Consider the following 18797-nt stretch of genomic DNA (forward strand, 5'->3'; position numbering starts at 1 on the left):
AACTCTTTATTAATGTGCTTTAATACGCTTTAATACACCGCCTGCAGCCTCTTTTATAGTGTAAGTAAAGATAAAAGCTTTTTCATCAATATTCATTACGATATTTTTCAAACGCCTTACCTCAAGTCTTGTGATAATTGTAAATATAATATCACAGTCGTGACTTTCCTCAAATTTGTCTTTTAAAAATCCGCGTTCGCCTTTATATATTGTAATACCGCGTCCAAGTTCCAGCACCAGTTTTTCTTTAATTAATTCGCTTTGACCAGAAATTATTGTAATTCCAGTATATTCCTCCAGCCCTTCGACAATATAATCGATCGTTTTAGTAACCGTGTAATAGGTAAGGCAAGCATAAAGTGATGTTTCAAATCCAAGATAAAAGGCGGCTATTAAAAATAAAATCACATTTATTCCAAGAATAATTTCACTCATGGTAAATCCGGTCCGTTTTAAGGTGTAAAGCGCTAAGACTTCGATTCCGTCTAAGGCGCATCCGCCGCGCATTCCTAGGCCAATTCCTAATCCAAGAAAAAAACCTCCAAAAGTTGAAGTAAGCAATTTATCGTAATGAAACTCAGGATAGGGAAAAAAACTAAGACACAACGCAAAGATGACCGAACCTACTAGTGATTTAATTGCAAAACCCTTACCTATCTGTCTGGCGCCCAGAATAATAAAGGGAAGATTGGATAGTATAATCAACAGCGCGATATTCCAACCGTAAATCTCATGGAGAAGCAACGATATTCCAGTAACCCCACCGTCAAGAAAATGTTCTGGAACTAAAAAACTCATTAAAGCAAAACCACTTATAATAGCCCCAACGGAAATGTATAAATAATCAAATACTAGTAACTTTTTGGCTTCACTCATTGCTTTCAATTTTTTCTTTTAAAAGTTTAAAATACATATCTTTTTGAGGCTTTCGTAAAGTAATAGAAGTTTTTGTAAAATAATTATGTTGCTCCAAAAAACGAATTTGTAAAAGGTTCCAATCTCGTTTTGTATTGACTATCTTATAGCACTTTAACTCCTCAAAAAGATGGTTACCAATTTTAAAAAAGTCCTCCCTACCAAGATAATCAAGATCGGCATCACATAAAATTTCTTCCAAATGATTTTTAGGATCTTGTGGAATCTTAGTTGCCATAATCATACCGCAGATTTTTTTGACTTGTTCTGGTGAAAATCCAAAATCAGGAAGTGTTTCCTTAACTATAGTGCAAGAGAGTTTCTCGTGGTTTTTCGCCTGAACCATAAATCCACTATCGTGATACATTGCGGCAATCAAAAGCAATTTAAGATTTTCGCCTTTAACTCCTTCTGCTGCTGCAATTTGTTTTACGGCATTATACACATCTTTAATATGCTCTGTACTATGATAGTATAAGTACTTTGGCAATTCATTTTTGAGGCGTTTATTTATGTGTGATTTTGCTTTTAAAAATTCCATTTATATCTTTTTTTCTGCAAAATACATATCTATTTCTCCTTTGTTCTTGGCGCTTATTTTTCCTCTGTAGGTACATTGGAAGTCCTCTTTTACTAATTCTTGGGTACTTTGACTGATATTTACTTTTCCTGCTTCACCGCTACTTTCCATTCTAGAGGCAGTATTTACGGTATCACCCCAAATGTCATACGCGAATTTTTTTACACCTACAATTCCGGCCACAACTTGACCACTGTTTATTCCTATTCGAATTTCAAATACATTTTCGTTCTTTTTCCTTTCGTTGATGAAATCCCTAATTTCTATTGCTGCCTGGACTGTCTTTTTTGCATGATCCTCTGAAAAATCAGGCAAACCGCATACTGCCATATAGGAATCTCCTATGGTCTTGATTTTCTCTAAACCATTTCGTCCAATGATTTCATCGAAAGCAGAAAAACAAGCATGAAGTTCATCTACTAATTGCTCTGGTTTGAGTTTTTCTGAAGTATGCGTAAAGTCGACAAAGTCAGTAAACAAGACTGAAACTTCATTATAAAAACGTGCCTTAATTTTTCCACTTGTTTTTAATTCTTCTGCGATTTCAATTGGAAGAATATTTAAAAGAAGGTCTTCTGAACGTTGTTTTTCAATAAGAATTATGCGATTGGCTTCCGTTATTAATTTATATGATTTCTTTTGATTTCGATAATTTCTATAAACAAGAAAGGCCATTATCAGCATCAATACTGCAAAAACAGTAGTAGCATTGCGTATGTTCTTTTGCCGTTTAATTTCTATTTGGGCTAAAACATTTTTCTTTTCTTGTTTTGCTTGGGCCAATGCCTTTTCAGTTTGAACCGCATTAATCAATGTTTTATAATTGCTCTCAATCCGCTGACGTTTGGCTTCTTCTTCTTGTTTTAATTGAAGTCGCTCTTCATCAGTCTTAGCCTGCGCTTGTTTTTTTTCATACTCAAATTTTAACTGCTGCAAATCCATTTCTTTACTTAAACTTAGCTCCTTATTTCGGCTTTCTAGTTTAATAGAATCTTGTTTACGACTGTATTCTGATTTTAAATTCGCTTGTGCCTGACTGTATTCTTTTGATCGGTCTTCGCGTATATAAACGGTGTCTTTTTTAGTGCGTTTTACGCTACTTTCTTTTGTAGAAATATCTCCTGCTGATAAACTTTTAGCAAAAGATAAGGATTTGGAAAATTGCTGGCTAACATCATTACTGCCGATAGCTGTAAGTTGTTTAATGGCACTGTCAAGTTTATCCATTGCTTGTTGAAGTAATTGCTGACGGTCCGCGGTGTTTTTAGCATCTTGCGCCATCTCTAAATACGTAATCCCAATATTACCTATATTCCTTGAAGCACCTTCTTTATTTCCAATTTGTTCGAAGGCCTTTTGTGATTTCGAATAATACTCAAGTGCATTCGTATAATTATTCAGCGAAAAATAGAGCGAACCAATACTATTGGCATTTAGCGCCTCACCTTTTACATTATCCAGCGACTCATGGATTTTAAGAGATTTTAGATAATAATCTAATGCTTTAGGATTGTTCTGGCTTCTGTAGATGTTGCCAATGTTTGTAGAAGTACTAGCAACTTCTTTTTGGTTTCCAACTGCTTCATTTAAATCGGATGATTTTACGAAGTATTCAAGTGCTTTTGGAGTATTGGACATATCATTATAAACATTTCCAATGTTACTGTACAATACTGGAAGACTTTTCTTGTTACCAAGTTCTTCGTTTAATTTAGCTGCCCGCAAGTAATAATCTAATGCATTAGAATTATCCTTTTTACTGTAATACAAAGAGCCGATATTTGCTGTTAAAGAAGCCATGTTCTTTTTATTCCCGGCGTCTTCGTTAATTTTAAGTGCTTTCAAATAGTATTCGATGGCGCTATCATAATTTTTTATCCTTTGGTAATTCATCCCCAACAAATTATAAGAACGAGACAAAACATCTTTCCATCCATTTTTCTGGGCTAAGCTCAAGGCGCTTTCACCATATTGAATTGCTTTTTTGGAATCGATTGGACCGTAGGTGTTTGAAAGGTCGTTGAGGAGCATGGCTTTTTGCTTCTCTGACTTTGCTCTTGGAAGTTCCGTTAGAAGAGAATCTATAAGTGATTGTCCTTGTTTCTGGGCATAAATTTGCACTACGGAAAAGAGAATCAAAGTGCTAACTACAACTTTATAATTTTTCACCATATATCAAAAATAATTGTTATTTGTTAATCAACAACTGTTTAGGCTAAAAAATTTGTAAAAATTATATTTATCAGACAATAAAATTGTTAATTTTTATACTATATTCATTTTTAAAGATAAAGTAGTTTTAATTTGCTAGTTCAATTTCCGCTGCTATTAATCAAGTTCGTCCGTTAGTTTTTTAAATACTGATTTCGCATCTTTTCCTTCATACAAAATTTGATAAACGGCATCAATGATAGGTGTTTTAGCTTTGTATTCTTGGTTTAATTTATAAGCGCTTTTCACCGCATAATAGCCTTCTGCAACCATGGACATCTCCATCATGGCTGATTTAACCGTATATCCTTTTCCAATCATGTTTCCGAACATTCTATTTCTTGAAAAGACCGAATAGCCTGTAACCAATAAATCGCCCAAATAAGCTGAATTATTAATATTTCGTTTCATCTTATGCACTTTGCGGATGAACTTTTTCATTTCACGAATGGCGTTACTCATAATCACCGACTGGAAGTTATCTCCGTAACCCAAACCGTGGGCAATTCCGGCCGCAATAGCATAAATATTTTTCAACATTGCAGCATATTCTGTTCCGATGATGTCGTCTGAGATTTTAGTTTTGATATAATTTCCGGCTAAAACTTTGGCAACAACTTTAGCCTTATCCGAATCGCCACAGGCAATCGTAAGATAGGAAAGACGCTCTAATGCAACCTCTTCTGCATGACATGGACCCGTAATCACACCTATATTCTCAAACGGAATATCAAACTTCCTGTTGAAATGTTCGCCCACAATTAAAGAAGTTTCGGGAACAATTCCCTTAATTGCTGAAAAGATAACTTTGTCTTTTAAACTAACGGTCAACTTCGCTAATTCAGCACTTAAGAAAGCGGAAGGAATCGCAAAAATTAGGTAATCTGCATATTCCACCGCTTCATTTATATCCGATGTGAGTCGGAGTTTTTTAATATCAAATTCAACCGAACTTAAATAATTTGGATTGTGTTTTTGGGTTTTTATATGATCAATTGCCGATTCATTTCGCATGTACCAAGCAATTTCGTCAAGATTGACACACAACATTTTTGCAATGGCTGTAGCCCAACTTCCACCGCCAATTACTGCAAACTTTGGATAGTTATTCATAAAAATAAACTTTTGTTTCAATCAAAAATACTGATTTTTAAACGAACTAAATACCTTTTTAGAGCACAAAATCTCTTACCCTTTATCAATCAATTTGTTGCCGAATATATTTTCATCTTGACGTAATAAAAAACCAATGTTAATTGTGGCTTAACTTTCAATTTCTTTTAATAAATTGTGAACTAAATCATGCAAAACTCTACTTTTTATACTAATTTAGTAGCATACCAAAAACAACAAATAGCACGCCTTGAAACCATTTCCATTCCAATGCCAATTACGGGATTATTTTAAAAATCAAACCAAAACCTGGGCTTGGTTTTTAGATAAAAATGTACAGAAAGAACAAATCGAAAGTTTTAAAACCGATTTACTCAAAAATGCCTATCGAATAGATCCAGTAACCGAACCGGAATGGTACGCGCTGCTGCAAAAGGCGAAGGACAAACTCAACTTATCACTATCCGTAACTTTGTACCAATCACAGCAGGTTGATTATAATAACGGCGCAATCGTATCCTTTGAAAATGAAGCGCATTTAATACTTTCAGGCTCGATATTGAAACTTTTAAATCATGATGAATTGTTGGCTTTATTTGGACACGAACTGAGTCATATTCATTTAAATTCGATTGAAAATGGCGATTTTGAAGTCACCAACCGAATCATAAATGCAATTGCCAACGACTATAAAAGTGAATTGTTCTATCACGAAACAGCACGGATTTTTCAACTGTTTACCGAATTATACTGCGATTTAGGCGCATTAAAAGTAACCGAAAACCTCGAAACTGTAATTACAACTTTGGTTAAAATTGAAACCGGATTAGAGAAAGTTTCGGCCGAGAGTTACCTGAAACAGGCGGACGAAATTCTGACCCGAATTGAAGTTGGTTCTTCGGGAGAATCACATCCTGAAATTTATATTCGTGCCAAATCATTGCAGCTTTTATCGAATTACACTGATGAAAATGTTGCCAAAATAGAAGAAATTGTTAAAGGAAAACTCGATTTGCAGTTGCTTACACTTTTCAGCAAAAAGGAAGTTTATGGCATAACTAAAAACCTGATTGATCTTTTTACGAAGCCCAAATGGATGCAGTCGGAACATAATATCGTGTTATACAAACAGTATTTTGGACAATACAATCCGAATCGAGACTTGCTTTTGGATGCTGATTTCAAAACCAAGATTGCTAACAGCAGAGACAATCTGAAAAATTATTACGCGTACATTTTGTTCGATTTTGCTATGTGCGATACCGAACTCAAGGAAATTGCGATTGGTCATGCTTTAGATGTTTCAGAACAATTGGAACTCGATACATTTCTGAAAATTATCATCAAAAAAGAATACAAACTCACTGAGAAAAGCTTTAAAGATTTTTGCAAAAACTGTACGGTTGCGCTAAATCAAATTCTGGAATCTGAATCTGAAAGCAGCTATTAGAACATGAAAATACAAGATACCAAATTTTATAAATTCCTGACTTCCCATTTTGATAAAGGCCTTTTTGCCAATGACGATGTAGTTGCCGTAATGATGCCGTTGCTTCAAACCGTTGCTAAAATTCACAACCAAGGAAAAGTTGCAGGGTTAGAAAAACTCGAAACTATTTTTGTTGAAGATGAAAAATTAAATATTGTTTCAGACGAATTCAAAACACAAAATAACGCATCGCAATTTGCTTCTTTTTTTTCCGATCAAAGTAAAACGTTTAACATCAGCAGTGAAGTAGTTCAAAAAGTAGCCGTTGGTGAAGACGACACGACCGAAGCATATTTTGACCAATCCGTTCAAAGTTCAGACGAACCGATTGTAAAACCAATGTATCTCAAAAATTATGATTGTTTTGAGTTTGCCTTCAACCATCATGATCCGCTTTCCGACATTTATGTTCTGGGAATGATTATGGCGAGCCAAGCGCTAAACCTAGATTTTACAGATGTAGATGATTTAAATGAATTTGTTGCAAACCGAAAAAGTATGGTTTTTGTTAATCCGAAAATTCATCCGGCGATTGCAAATATTATTTTGGGTATGACCCAACTCGACAGAAGAAAACGTTGGAAAGATTTAAACGAAATCATCGAAAAACTCAAAAATTATCGCGATTACAATCCGGAAACGGAATATGATATTTCAAAAATTATTCAGCCAAAGAAAACCAGCAAACAACAATACATTCAAGAAAAACTGCGAAATCGTTTGTTTGACAACAGCCGAAGAAACCGTTTGCTCTATTATAAACCGAATTTAAAATTTCTAAATCTTACGATTGCTTCGGTGCCGCAAGTGCTAAATTATAAAAATATTGACCCCAATTCGTTGTTTTATTGGAATACAGAAATCTCTAAAAAAATAAGCAACAACAGTTCCATTTCACTGAATAAATACTTGCGTTTTGAGGACAATCCGTACATCGTTCCAACACTCGATAAGATTCGTTTGGAAGCCAATAAAGACGTAAATGAATATGGTTTTAGTCAATTAAAACTGGTTTTATGTTTTCTAAATTGGTACAACACTAAAGAAAATGCAACCGAAAAAATCGAAACGCCATTCTTGCTAACACCCATTAATCTAACCAAAAAGAAAGGCGTTAAAGATGAATTTACGTTAGATTTTGTAGATGATGAAGTTGAAATTAATCCGGTTTTGGCGAATATGCTAAAGGATTTGTACGGCATCAAATTGCCTGAAAGAATTCAGCTTTCTGAAACGAGTATTACCGATGTTTTTCAGTTATTGAAACATCAAATTGAAAGCAATAATTCGGGGATAACATTAGAAAATATTGACAAGCCCAGAATAAAATTGATTCATACACAAGCGCAAAGCACGTTACATCAATTCAAAAAAAGAAACTCGAAACGTCAGGCTGTAGCCGACATTAAGAACATTGCCTATTCGTATTCGCAAGATGATTTTCAGCCTTTTGGACTGCAATTATTCAAGCAATATATTGAAGATGAAGCTTCGGGATTGGAGTTTTTAATCGACTCTGACATCAAACTCAACCCGAAACAATTCAGCGAAAATAAGACGATTGATCGCGAATTTTATACCTTGGATGAAGGTGAAGTAAATCCGTTTATTTGGGAATTTGATACCTGTAATATGGTTATCGGAAACTTCAATTACAAGAAAATGTCGCTCGTGCGCGATTACAATATGGTAATTGAGAACGAATTGAATAGTCAGGTTTTTGATCATTTGTTTGCCGATTTATCGCAACGGAATTTCAAAGCCGAAACCAATTCGGTCAACGCTTTTACCAAAACATATAATGTCGTAGCATCGGATCCAACGCAGAACAAAGCAGTTTTACTTTCGGAAGCTGGCGAAAATTATATTATTCAAGGGCCGCCCGGAACCGGAAAGTCACAAACGATTGCCAATCTTGTAGCAAATTTTGTAGCGAATGGAAAAAAGATATTATTCGTTTGCGAAAAAAGAGCCGCACTTGACGTCGTTTTCTATCGATTGAAAAATCAAGGATTAGACGAATTGTGTTGCTTGATTCACGATTCACAATCGGATAAAAAAGAGTTTGTTCTGAACTTAAAAAGTACTTATGAAAGTTTTACAAAAGCAAAAAAAATATTCGAATCTACCAAAAAAGAACGCGATACTGTTGCTCAATCTTTGGAAAGTGAACTAAATATTCTACATGAATTTCATCAGTTTATGAAATTCAAAAATCCAAAATCAGATGCTTCGATTAAAGATATTCTGGAAGTTTTGGTCTTTAATTCGGAAACTATTTCTTCCGCAGATTTGGTTGCGCTTGATCCTTTTGCAAGTTATTCCGATTGGGAAATTTACAATGAAAAAATCAATGCACTTTACCAAATCAATCTGGAAACGAACAAAAATGAGTATTTGAGCCAGCATCCTTTTCAATATTTCTCTATGGAAGCGATGCGAAAACTCAATAATGTTGCCGAAATTGTAGAAAACCTGCAATTGGCAAATGAAAAAATTGATGATTTAACGGAAATTCTCGATACGGCTGGATTTTTAGTCAATTCTGATTCGAGTTTTAACGATGTTCAATCATTTTTAACGCGATGTCGTCAAGCGATTCCGTTTTATGAAACCAATCAGGAAACGATTTTATCAGACAAGAAAAATACTGTTATTACTTTGGATAACGAATTGGAACAGCTTGAAAAATATTCGATTGAAATTGGAAAACTAGAAAGTCAATATCCGTATTGGAGCGAAAAAATTTCTGAAATTGATGCTCAAAATGCGTTGCCAATTCTAGAAAAAAGTGAGGATAGTTTCTTGAATATCTTTAATGGAAATTACAAGAATATCAAGAATCAGATTTTAAAATTATATGATGTTTCAAAGCACAACATCAAGCCAAAATTGAGTTTAGTTATCAAAAACATGCTCCAACAGCATGTAGTTTTAAATGCTAAACATGAACTTGAAATCCGCATTAAAAAGAAATACAATCTGGGCGAAATTCCGTTTATCAAAATCAATTTAAAAGCGCTTCACGAAACTATTGATAACGAAATTCTTTCGTTTTTGAGTCAGCAAAATCAAGATGTTTATGATGAAATTCGAAAAATAGACTCGTTGACGGAAAGTTTAAATCAAACACTGAAAAAATATTTGGTTCATTTTGAAAACTTGTCGCTATTGCAATTGGACGATAAAATCAAAAAAATAATTGACAATCAGCATTACTTTCAATTGTATGCGAATCAGTTTGAAGAATTGACGGGATTGAATGCTTCGGTGATTTCATTATTGCGAAAAGAGCCGATTTCGTTAGACAAATTGCAAAAACTTTTAGCTGAAAAAACATTGCAAAACTACTATGCGAGTCATTTCAATCATCAGAAGTTTAATTTGGATTTATTGCATCATACGATTCAGAAAATTGGTTTGCTAAACAAAGAACTGCTGACTTTAAACGGAAAATTCATCATTCAAAAACAGCAAAACGATTTCAACGAACTCATCAAAAAATCAGAACTATCCGTTGCTGGAATGGGTGAAGCGGCAAAAGTCGAAAAAAAATCAATTCTGGAAGGTCGAAAAATTCTAGAAAATGAATTCGGGAAATCGATGCGTTATAAATCAATCCGCGAGTTATCTACATCAGAATCAGGAAAAATCATCCGGGAACTGAAACCGATTTGGCTAATGAGTCCGCTGAGTGTTTCCGATACTTTACCGTTAGATGAAAATTATTTTGACGTAGTAATTTTTGACGAAGCCAGCCAGATTACTTTGGAAGAAGGCTTGCCACCAATTTACAGAGCCAAACAAACGATTATTGTGGGTGATGAAATGCAAATGCCGCCGAGTAATTTCTTTGGAAGTTCTTCTGGAAATACGGATGATTTATGGTTTGAAGCGGATTCCGAAAATGAATCATTCTCCATTGATGCTGATAGTTTCTTGACACAAGGCGCGCGCAAATTCCCTTCAATTATGTTGGGTTGGCATTACCGAAGCAAGCATGAAGCGTTGATCGGATTTTCGAATGCCTCGTTTTATAATAATCAATTGTTGACAATTCCGGATGTGAAAGATCATCAGAATGAATCGCAGGAAATCAGTGTAGAAAACACGACTGATGCTGTTCAAAACATTCAACATCTTTATGATAAACCAATTTCGTATCACTATATCAACAAAGGAATTTATGAAGCGCGTAGCAATGTTTTAGAAGCGCAATATATTGCTGAAATGACCAGAAGCCTTCTTTTTGAAAACAATGGCTACAGCGTCGGAATTGTGGCTTTCTCAATGGAACAACAAAACGAAATTGAAACGGCACTTCAGGATTTATGTGTGAAAGATAAAGTTTTTGAGAATTTACTCGAAGAAGAATACAAGCGAATTGAAGACAATCAGTTTGTTGGGTTATTCATCAAAAACCTTGAAAATGTTCAGGGCGACGAGCGCGATATTATCATCATGAGTACGTGTTATGGTTATGATCCACGTGGAAAAATGCTGATGAATTTTGGCCCAATCAACAAACGCGGCGGCGAAAAACGTCTAAATGTTTTGTTTTCAAGAGCGAAGAAAAGCATGTGTGTCGTGAGTTCAATCAAATACACAGATATCAAAAATGAATACAATGACGGTGCGAATTACTTTAGAAAATACCTTCAATATGCCGAATTAGTGAGCCTCGGAAATTTGGAAGCGGCGAATAATGTACTGAACAGTATTTCGAATAATTCGGCTGCAGCCAATGTGTCACCAACGGCTGTTGCTGTAAAATTAGAACTTGAAAAACAAGGGTATTTCGTTACAGAAAACGTGGGTCAAAGTAGTTTCAAATGCAGTCTTGGCGTTAAAAAACATAATGATGATACCGAATTTATTCTAGGAATTAGCATTGACGATGAAACTCATTATGGCAACGATGATGTTTTGGAACAATACTTTTTGAAACCCGAATTACTGAAACACAACGGTTGGAAATTGTGCCAAATTTATACCAAAGACTGGATTGACAATCAAAATCGCGTGATCAAAATGCTGAAAAGTGCGTTGAATAATGAAGCTTTTTTTGAACCAGTTCTCATTGAAAAAAGAGTGCCTTTTGAAGTCGAAAAACCTGTAACTGTTTTGCTGAGCGAAGAGCCGGCAGTTATTTCTAATTCGAATCAGAATGCGACCAAATTAATCAGCACTGAAAACGGCAGCAATAAGTTTTGGGAAGTTTCGGTAACGAATGGAGAATTGATAATTCAATATGGTAAAATTGGAACCAAAGGACAAAAACTCATAAAAGCATTTGATTCTGAAGAAATTGCAACACGCGAAATGCAGACATTAATTCGCCAGAAATTAGCGCGTGGTTACAGAGAAGTGTAGTTACTTTTTGTAGAAAGAACTACTGTCAATGTACTCCCAAACTTTTTGTGGTAGCATTGGCGAAACATTCTTTTTATTTTTAATGTTTTCGCGGATGAACGTTGACGACAGTTCAATCACTGGAGCACCAACTCTGTGAATTTTTGGACTGTTGATAAACTGATTATCCATTTCACCCGAATTCAATCTTGGATAGACATAAATGTTATGGTTGGCTAAAATCACTTCGTAGTTTTTCCACTTATGAAGCGAGTTGAGATTGTCCTCACCCATGATTAAGGCAAACTCATATTTTGGATATTTCTCTTCTAAATGTGCCAAAGTTGTGACCGTATAATTCGGTTGTGGTAATTTAAATTCGATATCAGAAGGTTTAATTTTAATAAAATCTTCCGTTGCTAGATTGACCATGTGCAAACGCTGATAATCGTCTAGTAAAGTATTTTTTTGCTTAAGCGGATTGTGCGGCGTAACGACCATCCAAACTTGATCCAAATCAGAATGTTCGGCCATATGATTGGCAATAATCATGTGCCCGATATGAATGGGATTGAAGGTTCCGAAGTATAATCCGATTTTCATTTTTTAAAAAGATAACAACTAACAGCTAACGGCTGACAGCTTTTATTTACTTAACAAATTCTTTCACCAACTGATATGCGTCTTCTTTGGCTACATCCAAATCGTAATTTTTGATGATAGTGTCAAATTGTGGTGCCGTTGCCAATTCAACGTGTGCTTTCGCGATTCGCATATTAATTTTGTCTTCACTTTCTGTTGAGCGTTCTTTTAAGCGGCGTTTCAGTTCGTCAACACTTGGTGGTTTTACAAAAACGGCTAAGGTTTCTTTAGGAAATTTTGACTTAATTCGCAATCCGCCAGAAACATCAATGTCGAAAATTACGTTTTTCCCTTTTGCCCAAATTCTCTCGACTTCACTTTTCAAAGTTCCGTAAAAGTTATCGCGGTATACTTCTTCCCATTCGATAAAATCATCAGCCTTAATGTGCTTTTTAAACTCTTCAATCGACATGAAATAATAATCTTTTCCGTGTGCTTCTTCACCACGAAGTTCGCGAGTTGCAGCTGAAATAGAAAACTCCAAATTCAATTCGGGTTGTGCCAATAAATGCCTTACTATAGTGGTTTTTCCCGATCCTGATGGCGCTGAGAATACTAATAATTTTCCTTTGTTCATTATATGCTGAATTTATTTCAGTAGTCTTAAAATTTATTTTTGCCACAGATTAACGGATTACAATGATTTTTCAATCTGTGCGAATCTGTGAAATCTGTGTCAAATATTACAATACGTTTAGTACTTGCTCTTTAATTTTCTCCAATTCGTCCTTCATCATTACAACCAATTTTTGCATTTCGGTATGATTTGATTTGGAACCCATTGTATTGATTTCGCGTCCCATTTCTTGGGTAATGAAACCTAATTTTCTACCGTTAGCTTCAGTTCCTGCAATGGTTTCGATGAAATAATTTAAATGATTCTCCAAACGCACTTTTTCTTCAGTTATATCGTATTTTTCAAGATAAAAAATTAATTCTTGTTCGAAACGACTTTCATCTACGTTCTCTTTTAATTCATCCAAAGCAGTTCGCAAACGTGTTTTTACCGTTTCCACTCGTTCTGAATCATACGCAACCGCATTGTTCATTAACGTCATGATATTGGCAATACGATGCAAAAATTCTCTTTCTAATGAAACGCCTTCATCTTTTCTGAATTGGGCAATATTTTCTAAAGCTTCATCGATTACTGTTTGGATTTTTTTCCATTCATTTTCATCGATTTCGTCACGCTCCGTTTTTAGTGCATCTGGCATTCTGACAGCCATTTTCATCAATTCGGTTTCATCTGCATTTGGAATCACCGCTTTCATTTGATTGATATAGCCTCGAACTATTGGAACATTTATTTTAGATGTCGTTTCCTCGCCAGTAACTTCGATATACAATGAAAAATCTATTTTTCCACGTTCCAATCTTACGGAAAGTTGGTTTCTTAATCCCAATTCCATTTCGCGGAAAACAGACGGCATTCTGGTATTTAAATCCAAACCTTTAGAGTTTAACGATTTGATTTCTACGGTAATTTTTTTAGTTGGGAGTTGCAAAGTTGCTTTTCCAAAACCCGTCATTGATTGTATCATTGGTATTTTTTAATAGACTTCAAATATATGAAAAAGTGTTCAGTGTTCAGTGTTGCGTAATCAGTTCTACATTGTTTGCTGCAGACTAATTACTGCTCACTTTCTTTTGTGTGACCAAGTAAACGCCAACAAATATCAAAACTGCCGAAACAATTTTAACTAAAGTTAGTTCGTCTTTTCCTAAACCGATGGCAAAAATGGTAGCGAAAAGCGGCTGCAGATAAATGAAAACAGCTACGGTCGTTGGTTTGAGCTCGCGCATTGAAACTAAGTTGAACAAATAGGTGAAAAATGTGGTAAAGAGCACTACAAACCCAATTTCCCAAAGAATGTAAGTGGGAATTGTGGTCCAATGTATTTCATGATATTCGCTCCATCCGAAAGGCAAAACCATCAGTAAACCAAAAGCATAAATCCATTTTACAAACGTAAATGCATTGTACTTATCCATTAATTTTTTGACTACTATTAGATAAAAACCATAGGACACCGCATTGACAAAAACGAGAAAATTTCCCAGCATTGCATTGGAAGCGTTACCAATAGATTTGCCATACAAAATTAAAAATCCGGTGCCGAAAAGGCCAAGTAAAATACCGATTATTTTTCTGAATTTCATTTTTTCTTTCATAATAATAGCCGAAAGAATCAATACAATTATTGGTGTGGTAACCATGAGAACCGCTGCTGAAATTGGAGAAGTTAGGCTCAATCCTTTGAAAAAAGTCAGCATATTTAGTGCTACTCCAAAAAAAGCGGCCGCAATAATTCGTGGAAAATCGTTCAGTTGAATTTTCTCTTTGGGACCAAAAAAAGAAACGGCCCAAAACAATACTGTGGCGCCTAAAACGCGGAGCAAAATAAATCCGTAGGGCTTCACATAAGTAGGCATTACATCTTTGGCAATCGTAAACGAAACTCCATAAATTATTGAAACCATCATGGCGGCTAGTAACGCCCATGTTCTTTTTGACATTAGCTAAGCACTTTTGTAACTTCAATAATATTTTTTTGTCCGTTGCCGATATAAATTTTGTCGTCAATGATAAAAACAGGACGACTCAAAAAGGTATAATGTTCTAAGAGATATTTCTTGAAATCGGCTTCAGTCAATGCTTTATTTTTCAAATCCATCGATTTATACAGTTGGGCTTTTTTGCTGAAAAGTGCTTCGTAACTTCCGGAAAGAGAATGCATTTCTTCCAATTCCTTCTCGGTAATTGGATTTTGACGAATGTCGTGAAATTCCAATCGATCCGTATTTGGCAGTGATTTTATAATTTTTCGACACGTATCGCACGAAGCTAAATAGTAGATTTTATTCGTCATGAAATTTCTTTTTGCAAAGGAAAATCATTTGAAACTTATAATCTGTATTTTTATCAAAAATTTAAAATAATGCAAACATTTACAAAAGAAGTTTCGGTTCGTTGGTCAGATTTAGATCCTAATTTTCATGTTCGACACAGCGTTTATTATGATTTTGGCGCGCAACATAGAGTTGAAATTCTGGAGCAGTTGGGATTGAATATGCGAATTATGCAGGAAAACAATTTTGGTCCCATTTTATTTCGGGAAGAATGTATTTTCAGAAAAGAGATTAGACAAAATACCAAAGTTTTCATTAGCACTAAAGTGGGGAAAATAAGAGACGATGCTTCTCGTTGGACGCTTGTACACGAATTAAAAAACGAAAAAGAGGAACTTCTGGCTACAATTACTGTTGATGGCGCTTGGATGGATACAAAACTCCGAAAAATTGCAAATCCGACGCCACAAATTGCGATTGATGTTATGAACTTAATGCCTAAATCGGATCATTTTACACAATTATAAAAAATGGAAGCTACATTCAACATCAATAAAAGCAGTCGAAATATAGTACTGACTTTTTTAGAAAATCATTCTTTGGAAAAACTTAATACCATTCCCGAAGGATTTAATAATAATTTAATTTGGAATATTGGGCACATTATTGTGGTTCAACAAATGCTCGTTTACAAATTATCTGGTTTGCCAATGATGATTTCGGATGAAATGGTTGAGCACTATAAAAAAGGCACAAAACCAGAACATAATGTTGAGCAAAGACAGGTAGACGAAATCAAAGCACTTTTGTTTTCTACCTTGGAACAAACCAAAAAAGATTTTTCAGAAAATGTATTTCAAAACTATGCAGAATTTACGACAGGAACTGGATACTACTTATCATCCGCTAAAGAAGCGATCGAATTTAACAACTTTCACGAAGCACTTCACATTGGATTTATGATGCAAATTAAGAAGTTTATATAACGTTAAACTCGTTTCGACATCCGAAAAATTAAAATATCTTTGCCCAAAATTACAAACAGATGAAATTCAATACCAAAGTAATACATGGTGGCCAACATCATGAACCAGTTACCGGAGCCGTAATGCCGCCGGTATTTCAAACCTCAACATATGTACAAACTTCACCGGGAAAACCAGTTGGAGATTATGAATACTCAAGAGCTGCAAATCCAACGCGTCAGGCTTTAGAAGATGCTTTGGCTTCTATAGAAAATGGAGCTCGTGGTTTAGCGTTTTCATCGGGATTAGCGGCTACCGATTGTTTACTAAGAATGTTCAAAGCGGGTGATGAAATCATCGCAATGGACGATTTATATGGTGGAACTTACCGTCTTTTTACAAGATTATATAAAGACAGTGGTATCAAATTTCACTTTGTAGATATGAATGATACAACCAAATTCCAGTCTTTGATTAACGAAAATACGAAATTGGTTTGGGTTGAAACGCCAACAAATCCATTGATGAAATTGGCAGACATTGCTGAAATCGCAAAAATCACAAAAAAACACAATATTCTTTTTGCTGTAGACAATACGTTTGCAACACCTTATCTTCAAAAACCATTGGATTTGGGTGCTGATATCGTAATGCATTCGGCTACAAAATACCTTGGCGGACATTCAGATGTTATTGCTGGCGCTTTGATCATTAAAGACAAAGATTTGGGAGACGAATTGCATTTTAAACAATTTGCAACTGGCGCAACGTTAGGACCAATGGACAGTTTCTTGGTTTTAAGAGGAATCAAAACCTTGCATTTACGTGTACAACGTCATTGTGAAAACGGTGAAAAAGTAGCCGCGTTCCTTAGCAATCATCCAGAAGTTGCTACTGTTTATTATCCTGGATTGCCGAGCCATCCGTATCATGAAATTGCTAAAAAGCAAATGAGTGGTTTTGGCGGAATGGTTTCTTTCACCTTCAAATCTGGGAAAATGCAAGATGCTATTTCATTTTTAGAAAAACTAAAAGTATTCACTTTAGCAGAGTCGCTTGGTGGTGTAGAATCTCTTGCCAATCATCCAACCTTGATGACACACGCTTCAATTCCGGCAGAAAAACGACTGGAAGTTGGGATAACTGATGATTTAGTGCGTTTGAGCGTTGGCGTTGAAGATATCGCCGATTTATTAGCCGATTTAGAGCAGGCATTTAGATAAAATCATTTTTTTAAAGAGTAAAAAACCAGAAAAATATTTCTGGTTTTTTTATTTAAAGTATCTTTATTATACTAAGAAAAAGCTTATTTATATTGAAATATTATGCTTTTTAACGATTATTATGAGCGTTTTGTCGATTTTTATTTTTTTTTCTTTAAGTTTAACTTGTATAATTAAAATCTTAACCCATGAAAACAATTACCCCAAAAAGTTTTTTTAAATTAGTCCTATTTATGCTAATATTATTTAGCGCAAAAACATTTTCTCATCCGAGACTTCCCATGGAAAGTAATTCTAGTGATTATGGAACAAAAATGGGAGATGTAAAAAAAACAACAAATATGACTCCAATTATTGTGCATTCTAAGAATAATACTGCTTTAAAAAATAATGGCAGTTCTAGGATAAAGCTAAAAGTCACAAATAGTAAATAATTAATATGGTTAAAAAAAAACGAGCCAATTCACAGTTTGAATTGGCTCCTTTTTTTATGTGAATATTAGAATTAGAAACCATAATTAACTCCTACTCCAATTACTTGACGCGTTTGGAAACCTCTAAAAGCATTATCGTCATAAATAGTTTGGAAGGCAAAGTTTGTGGTAAGGTATTTATTAACTTTCAAAACAATATTCAAAGTATAATCAACATCAACATTTTGTGGATCTTCTAAATAGTTAGAATATAAATTTAAGATGTTTTCAACCGAAACATTTTCCATAAGATTAAATTTGTAGTAACCATTAATGGCTGCTCCAAATTCATAACGCGAAGAATCACCTTGCTCTACACCAAATGATGGTCCTAATTCAGTAAAATGAGGATGAACAACAATTAATTTAGAGGTTGCTGGCGCAAAGTTTACTTTTAAATTGTCGTTTTTTTTCCATAACATACCCGGTCCAAATTGGAAATATGCTGGTGAAAAGAAATGTGATGTTTTAATTCCAGAAGCTAAATTGATACCAGAATCAAATTGTGTCTGAAAATTAAAAAATAGGGAGTAAAACCATTCTCCACTAGCTTTTCTTCCTGCTAACGAATTGAAAATAAATCTGTCATCCGATTTTTGAAGATCTTGTCCTTTTAATTTTGTCAAACCATACGCTGCAATGATTTTGTTATCCCAATTCCATTTGTCATTTTTGTAATTGAAATCATAGTTAACACCAATATTTCCAGAGATATTACTTTGTCCTCCTGCTAACCAGTTGTTAAAACTTGCTTGATTGGCCAAAAACGTAAACATGCCTTTATTAGTCCAGCCCATAGGCTTATCTTCTTTCATTTTAGCTGCAGCTTCTTCATTTTTTTTAAGCAATTCTTTCTCGTTTACTTGAGCAGAAACAGTAGCAACAGCAAACAATACTAGTGCTGAAAATAAAATTTTTTTCATTTTGTTTAGATTTAAATTTTTCGGGTGCAAAGGTACAGATACATTTTTCTTATGCAAG

16 protein-coding genes are annotated in these 18797 nt (G+C 34.7%); 6 read left to right on the top strand and 10 right to left on the bottom strand.

Annotation, left to right across the window (positions count from 1 at the left end):
- Nucleotides 1–9: 9 nt before the first annotated feature.
- The 4 genes from PSU83_RS05940 to PSU83_RS05955 form a co-directional block, all read right to left on the bottom strand.
- Complete coding sequence (locus PSU83_RS05940) at nucleotides 10–876, bottom strand: YitT family protein (RefSeq protein WP_300587872.1); 867 nt, start codon at nucleotides 874–876, stop codon at nucleotides 10–12.
- Nucleotides 869–1456, bottom strand: coding sequence for an HD domain-containing protein (locus PSU83_RS05945; RefSeq protein ID WP_300587874.1), 588 nt, complete (start codon nucleotides 1454–1456; stop codon nucleotides 869–871). The genes PSU83_RS05940 and PSU83_RS05945 overlap by 8 nt, the downstream gene beginning before the upstream one ends.
- On the bottom strand, nucleotides 1457–3667 hold the full coding sequence (locus PSU83_RS05950; RefSeq protein ID WP_300587876.1) for an adenylate/guanylate cyclase domain-containing protein: 2211 nt from the start codon (nucleotides 3665–3667) through the stop codon (nucleotides 1457–1459).
- Between the two features lie 156 nt (nucleotides 3668–3823).
- Nucleotides 3824–4819: an NAD(P)H-dependent glycerol-3-phosphate dehydrogenase gene (locus tag PSU83_RS05955; RefSeq protein WP_300587878.1), complete on the bottom strand. Its 996-nt coding sequence runs from the start codon at nucleotides 4817–4819 to the stop codon at nucleotides 3824–3826.
- A gap of 250 nt (nucleotides 4820–5069) precedes the next feature.
- Between PSU83_RS05955 and PSU83_RS05960 the strand changes: the two genes are divergently transcribed.
- Nucleotides 5070–6269, top strand: coding sequence for a M48 family metalloprotease (locus tag PSU83_RS05960; RefSeq protein WP_300587879.1), 1200 nt, complete (start codon nucleotides 5070–5072; stop codon nucleotides 6267–6269).
- 3 nt (nucleotides 6270–6272) lie between these two features.
- A complete protein-coding gene (locus tag PSU83_RS05965) occupies nucleotides 6273–11681 on the top strand; it encodes an AAA domain-containing protein (RefSeq protein WP_300587880.1) in 5409 nt (1802 codons plus the stop codon).
- Here the strand turns inward: PSU83_RS05965 and nadD are convergent, their stop codons facing one another.
- The 5 genes from nadD to PSU83_RS05990 form a co-directional block, all read right to left on the bottom strand.
- Complete coding sequence (nadD, locus tag PSU83_RS05970) at nucleotides 11682–12263, bottom strand: nicotinate (nicotinamide) nucleotide adenylyltransferase (protein WP_300587882.1); 582 nt, start codon at nucleotides 12261–12263, stop codon at nucleotides 11682–11684.
- A gap of 46 nt (nucleotides 12264–12309) precedes the next feature.
- Nucleotides 12310–12879 carry a guanylate kinase gene (gene gmk / locus PSU83_RS05975; RefSeq protein WP_300587884.1) on the bottom strand — a complete coding sequence of 190 codons (570 nt, stop codon included), beginning with the start codon at nucleotides 12877–12879 and terminating at the stop codon, nucleotides 12310–12312.
- Between the two features lie 106 nt (nucleotides 12880–12985).
- Nucleotides 12986–13846: a YicC/YloC family endoribonuclease gene (locus PSU83_RS05980; RefSeq protein ID WP_300587886.1), complete on the bottom strand. Its 861-nt coding sequence runs from the start codon at nucleotides 13844–13846 to the stop codon at nucleotides 12986–12988.
- An 85-nt stretch (nucleotides 13847–13931) separates the two neighbouring features.
- The gene (locus tag PSU83_RS05985) at nucleotides 13932–14822 is read right to left on the bottom strand and encodes a DMT family transporter (protein WP_300587888.1); all 891 of its coding nucleotides are present in this window, start codon (nucleotides 14820–14822) and stop codon (nucleotides 13932–13934) included.
- On the bottom strand, nucleotides 14822–15175 hold the full coding sequence (locus PSU83_RS05990; RefSeq protein WP_300587890.1) for an ArsC/Spx/MgsR family protein: 354 nt from the start codon (nucleotides 15173–15175) through the stop codon (nucleotides 14822–14824). The genes PSU83_RS05985 and PSU83_RS05990 overlap by 1 nt, the downstream gene beginning before the upstream one ends.
- Nucleotides 15176–15244: 69 nt before the next feature.
- Here PSU83_RS05990 and PSU83_RS05995 point away from each other — a divergent pair, with 69 nt between their 5' ends.
- From PSU83_RS05995 to PSU83_RS06010, 4 genes are all read left to right on the top strand, one after another.
- A complete protein-coding gene (locus tag PSU83_RS05995) occupies nucleotides 15245–15682 on the top strand; it encodes an acyl-CoA thioesterase (protein ID WP_300587892.1) in 438 nt (145 codons plus the stop codon).
- Nucleotides 15683–15685: 3 nt separating this feature from the next.
- Nucleotides 15686–16141 carry a DinB family protein gene (locus PSU83_RS06000; RefSeq protein WP_300587894.1) on the top strand — a complete coding sequence of 152 codons (456 nt, stop codon included), beginning with the start codon at nucleotides 15686–15688 and terminating at the stop codon, nucleotides 16139–16141.
- A 35-nt stretch (nucleotides 16142–16176) separates the two neighbouring features.
- Nucleotides 16177–17343, top strand: coding sequence for a cystathionine gamma-synthase (locus PSU83_RS06005; RefSeq protein ID WP_300587969.1), 1167 nt, complete (start codon nucleotides 16177–16179; stop codon nucleotides 17341–17343).
- A 188-nt stretch (nucleotides 17344–17531) separates the two neighbouring features.
- Nucleotides 17532–17777, top strand: coding sequence for a hypothetical protein (locus tag PSU83_RS06010; RefSeq protein ID WP_300587896.1), 246 nt, complete (start codon nucleotides 17532–17534; stop codon nucleotides 17775–17777).
- A 71-nt stretch (nucleotides 17778–17848) separates the two neighbouring features.
- Here PSU83_RS06010 and PSU83_RS06015 read toward each other — a convergent pair whose 3' ends face one another.
- Nucleotides 17849–18739: a DUF3078 domain-containing protein gene (locus PSU83_RS06015; protein ID WP_300587898.1), complete on the bottom strand. Its 891-nt coding sequence runs from the start codon at nucleotides 18737–18739 to the stop codon at nucleotides 17849–17851.
- Nucleotides 18740–18797 lie beyond the last annotated feature (58 nt).

This window comes from Flavobacterium sp. (genome assembly GCF_029945805.1).
Classification (GTDB): domain Bacteria; phylum Bacteroidota; class Bacteroidia; order Flavobacteriales; family Flavobacteriaceae; genus Flavobacterium.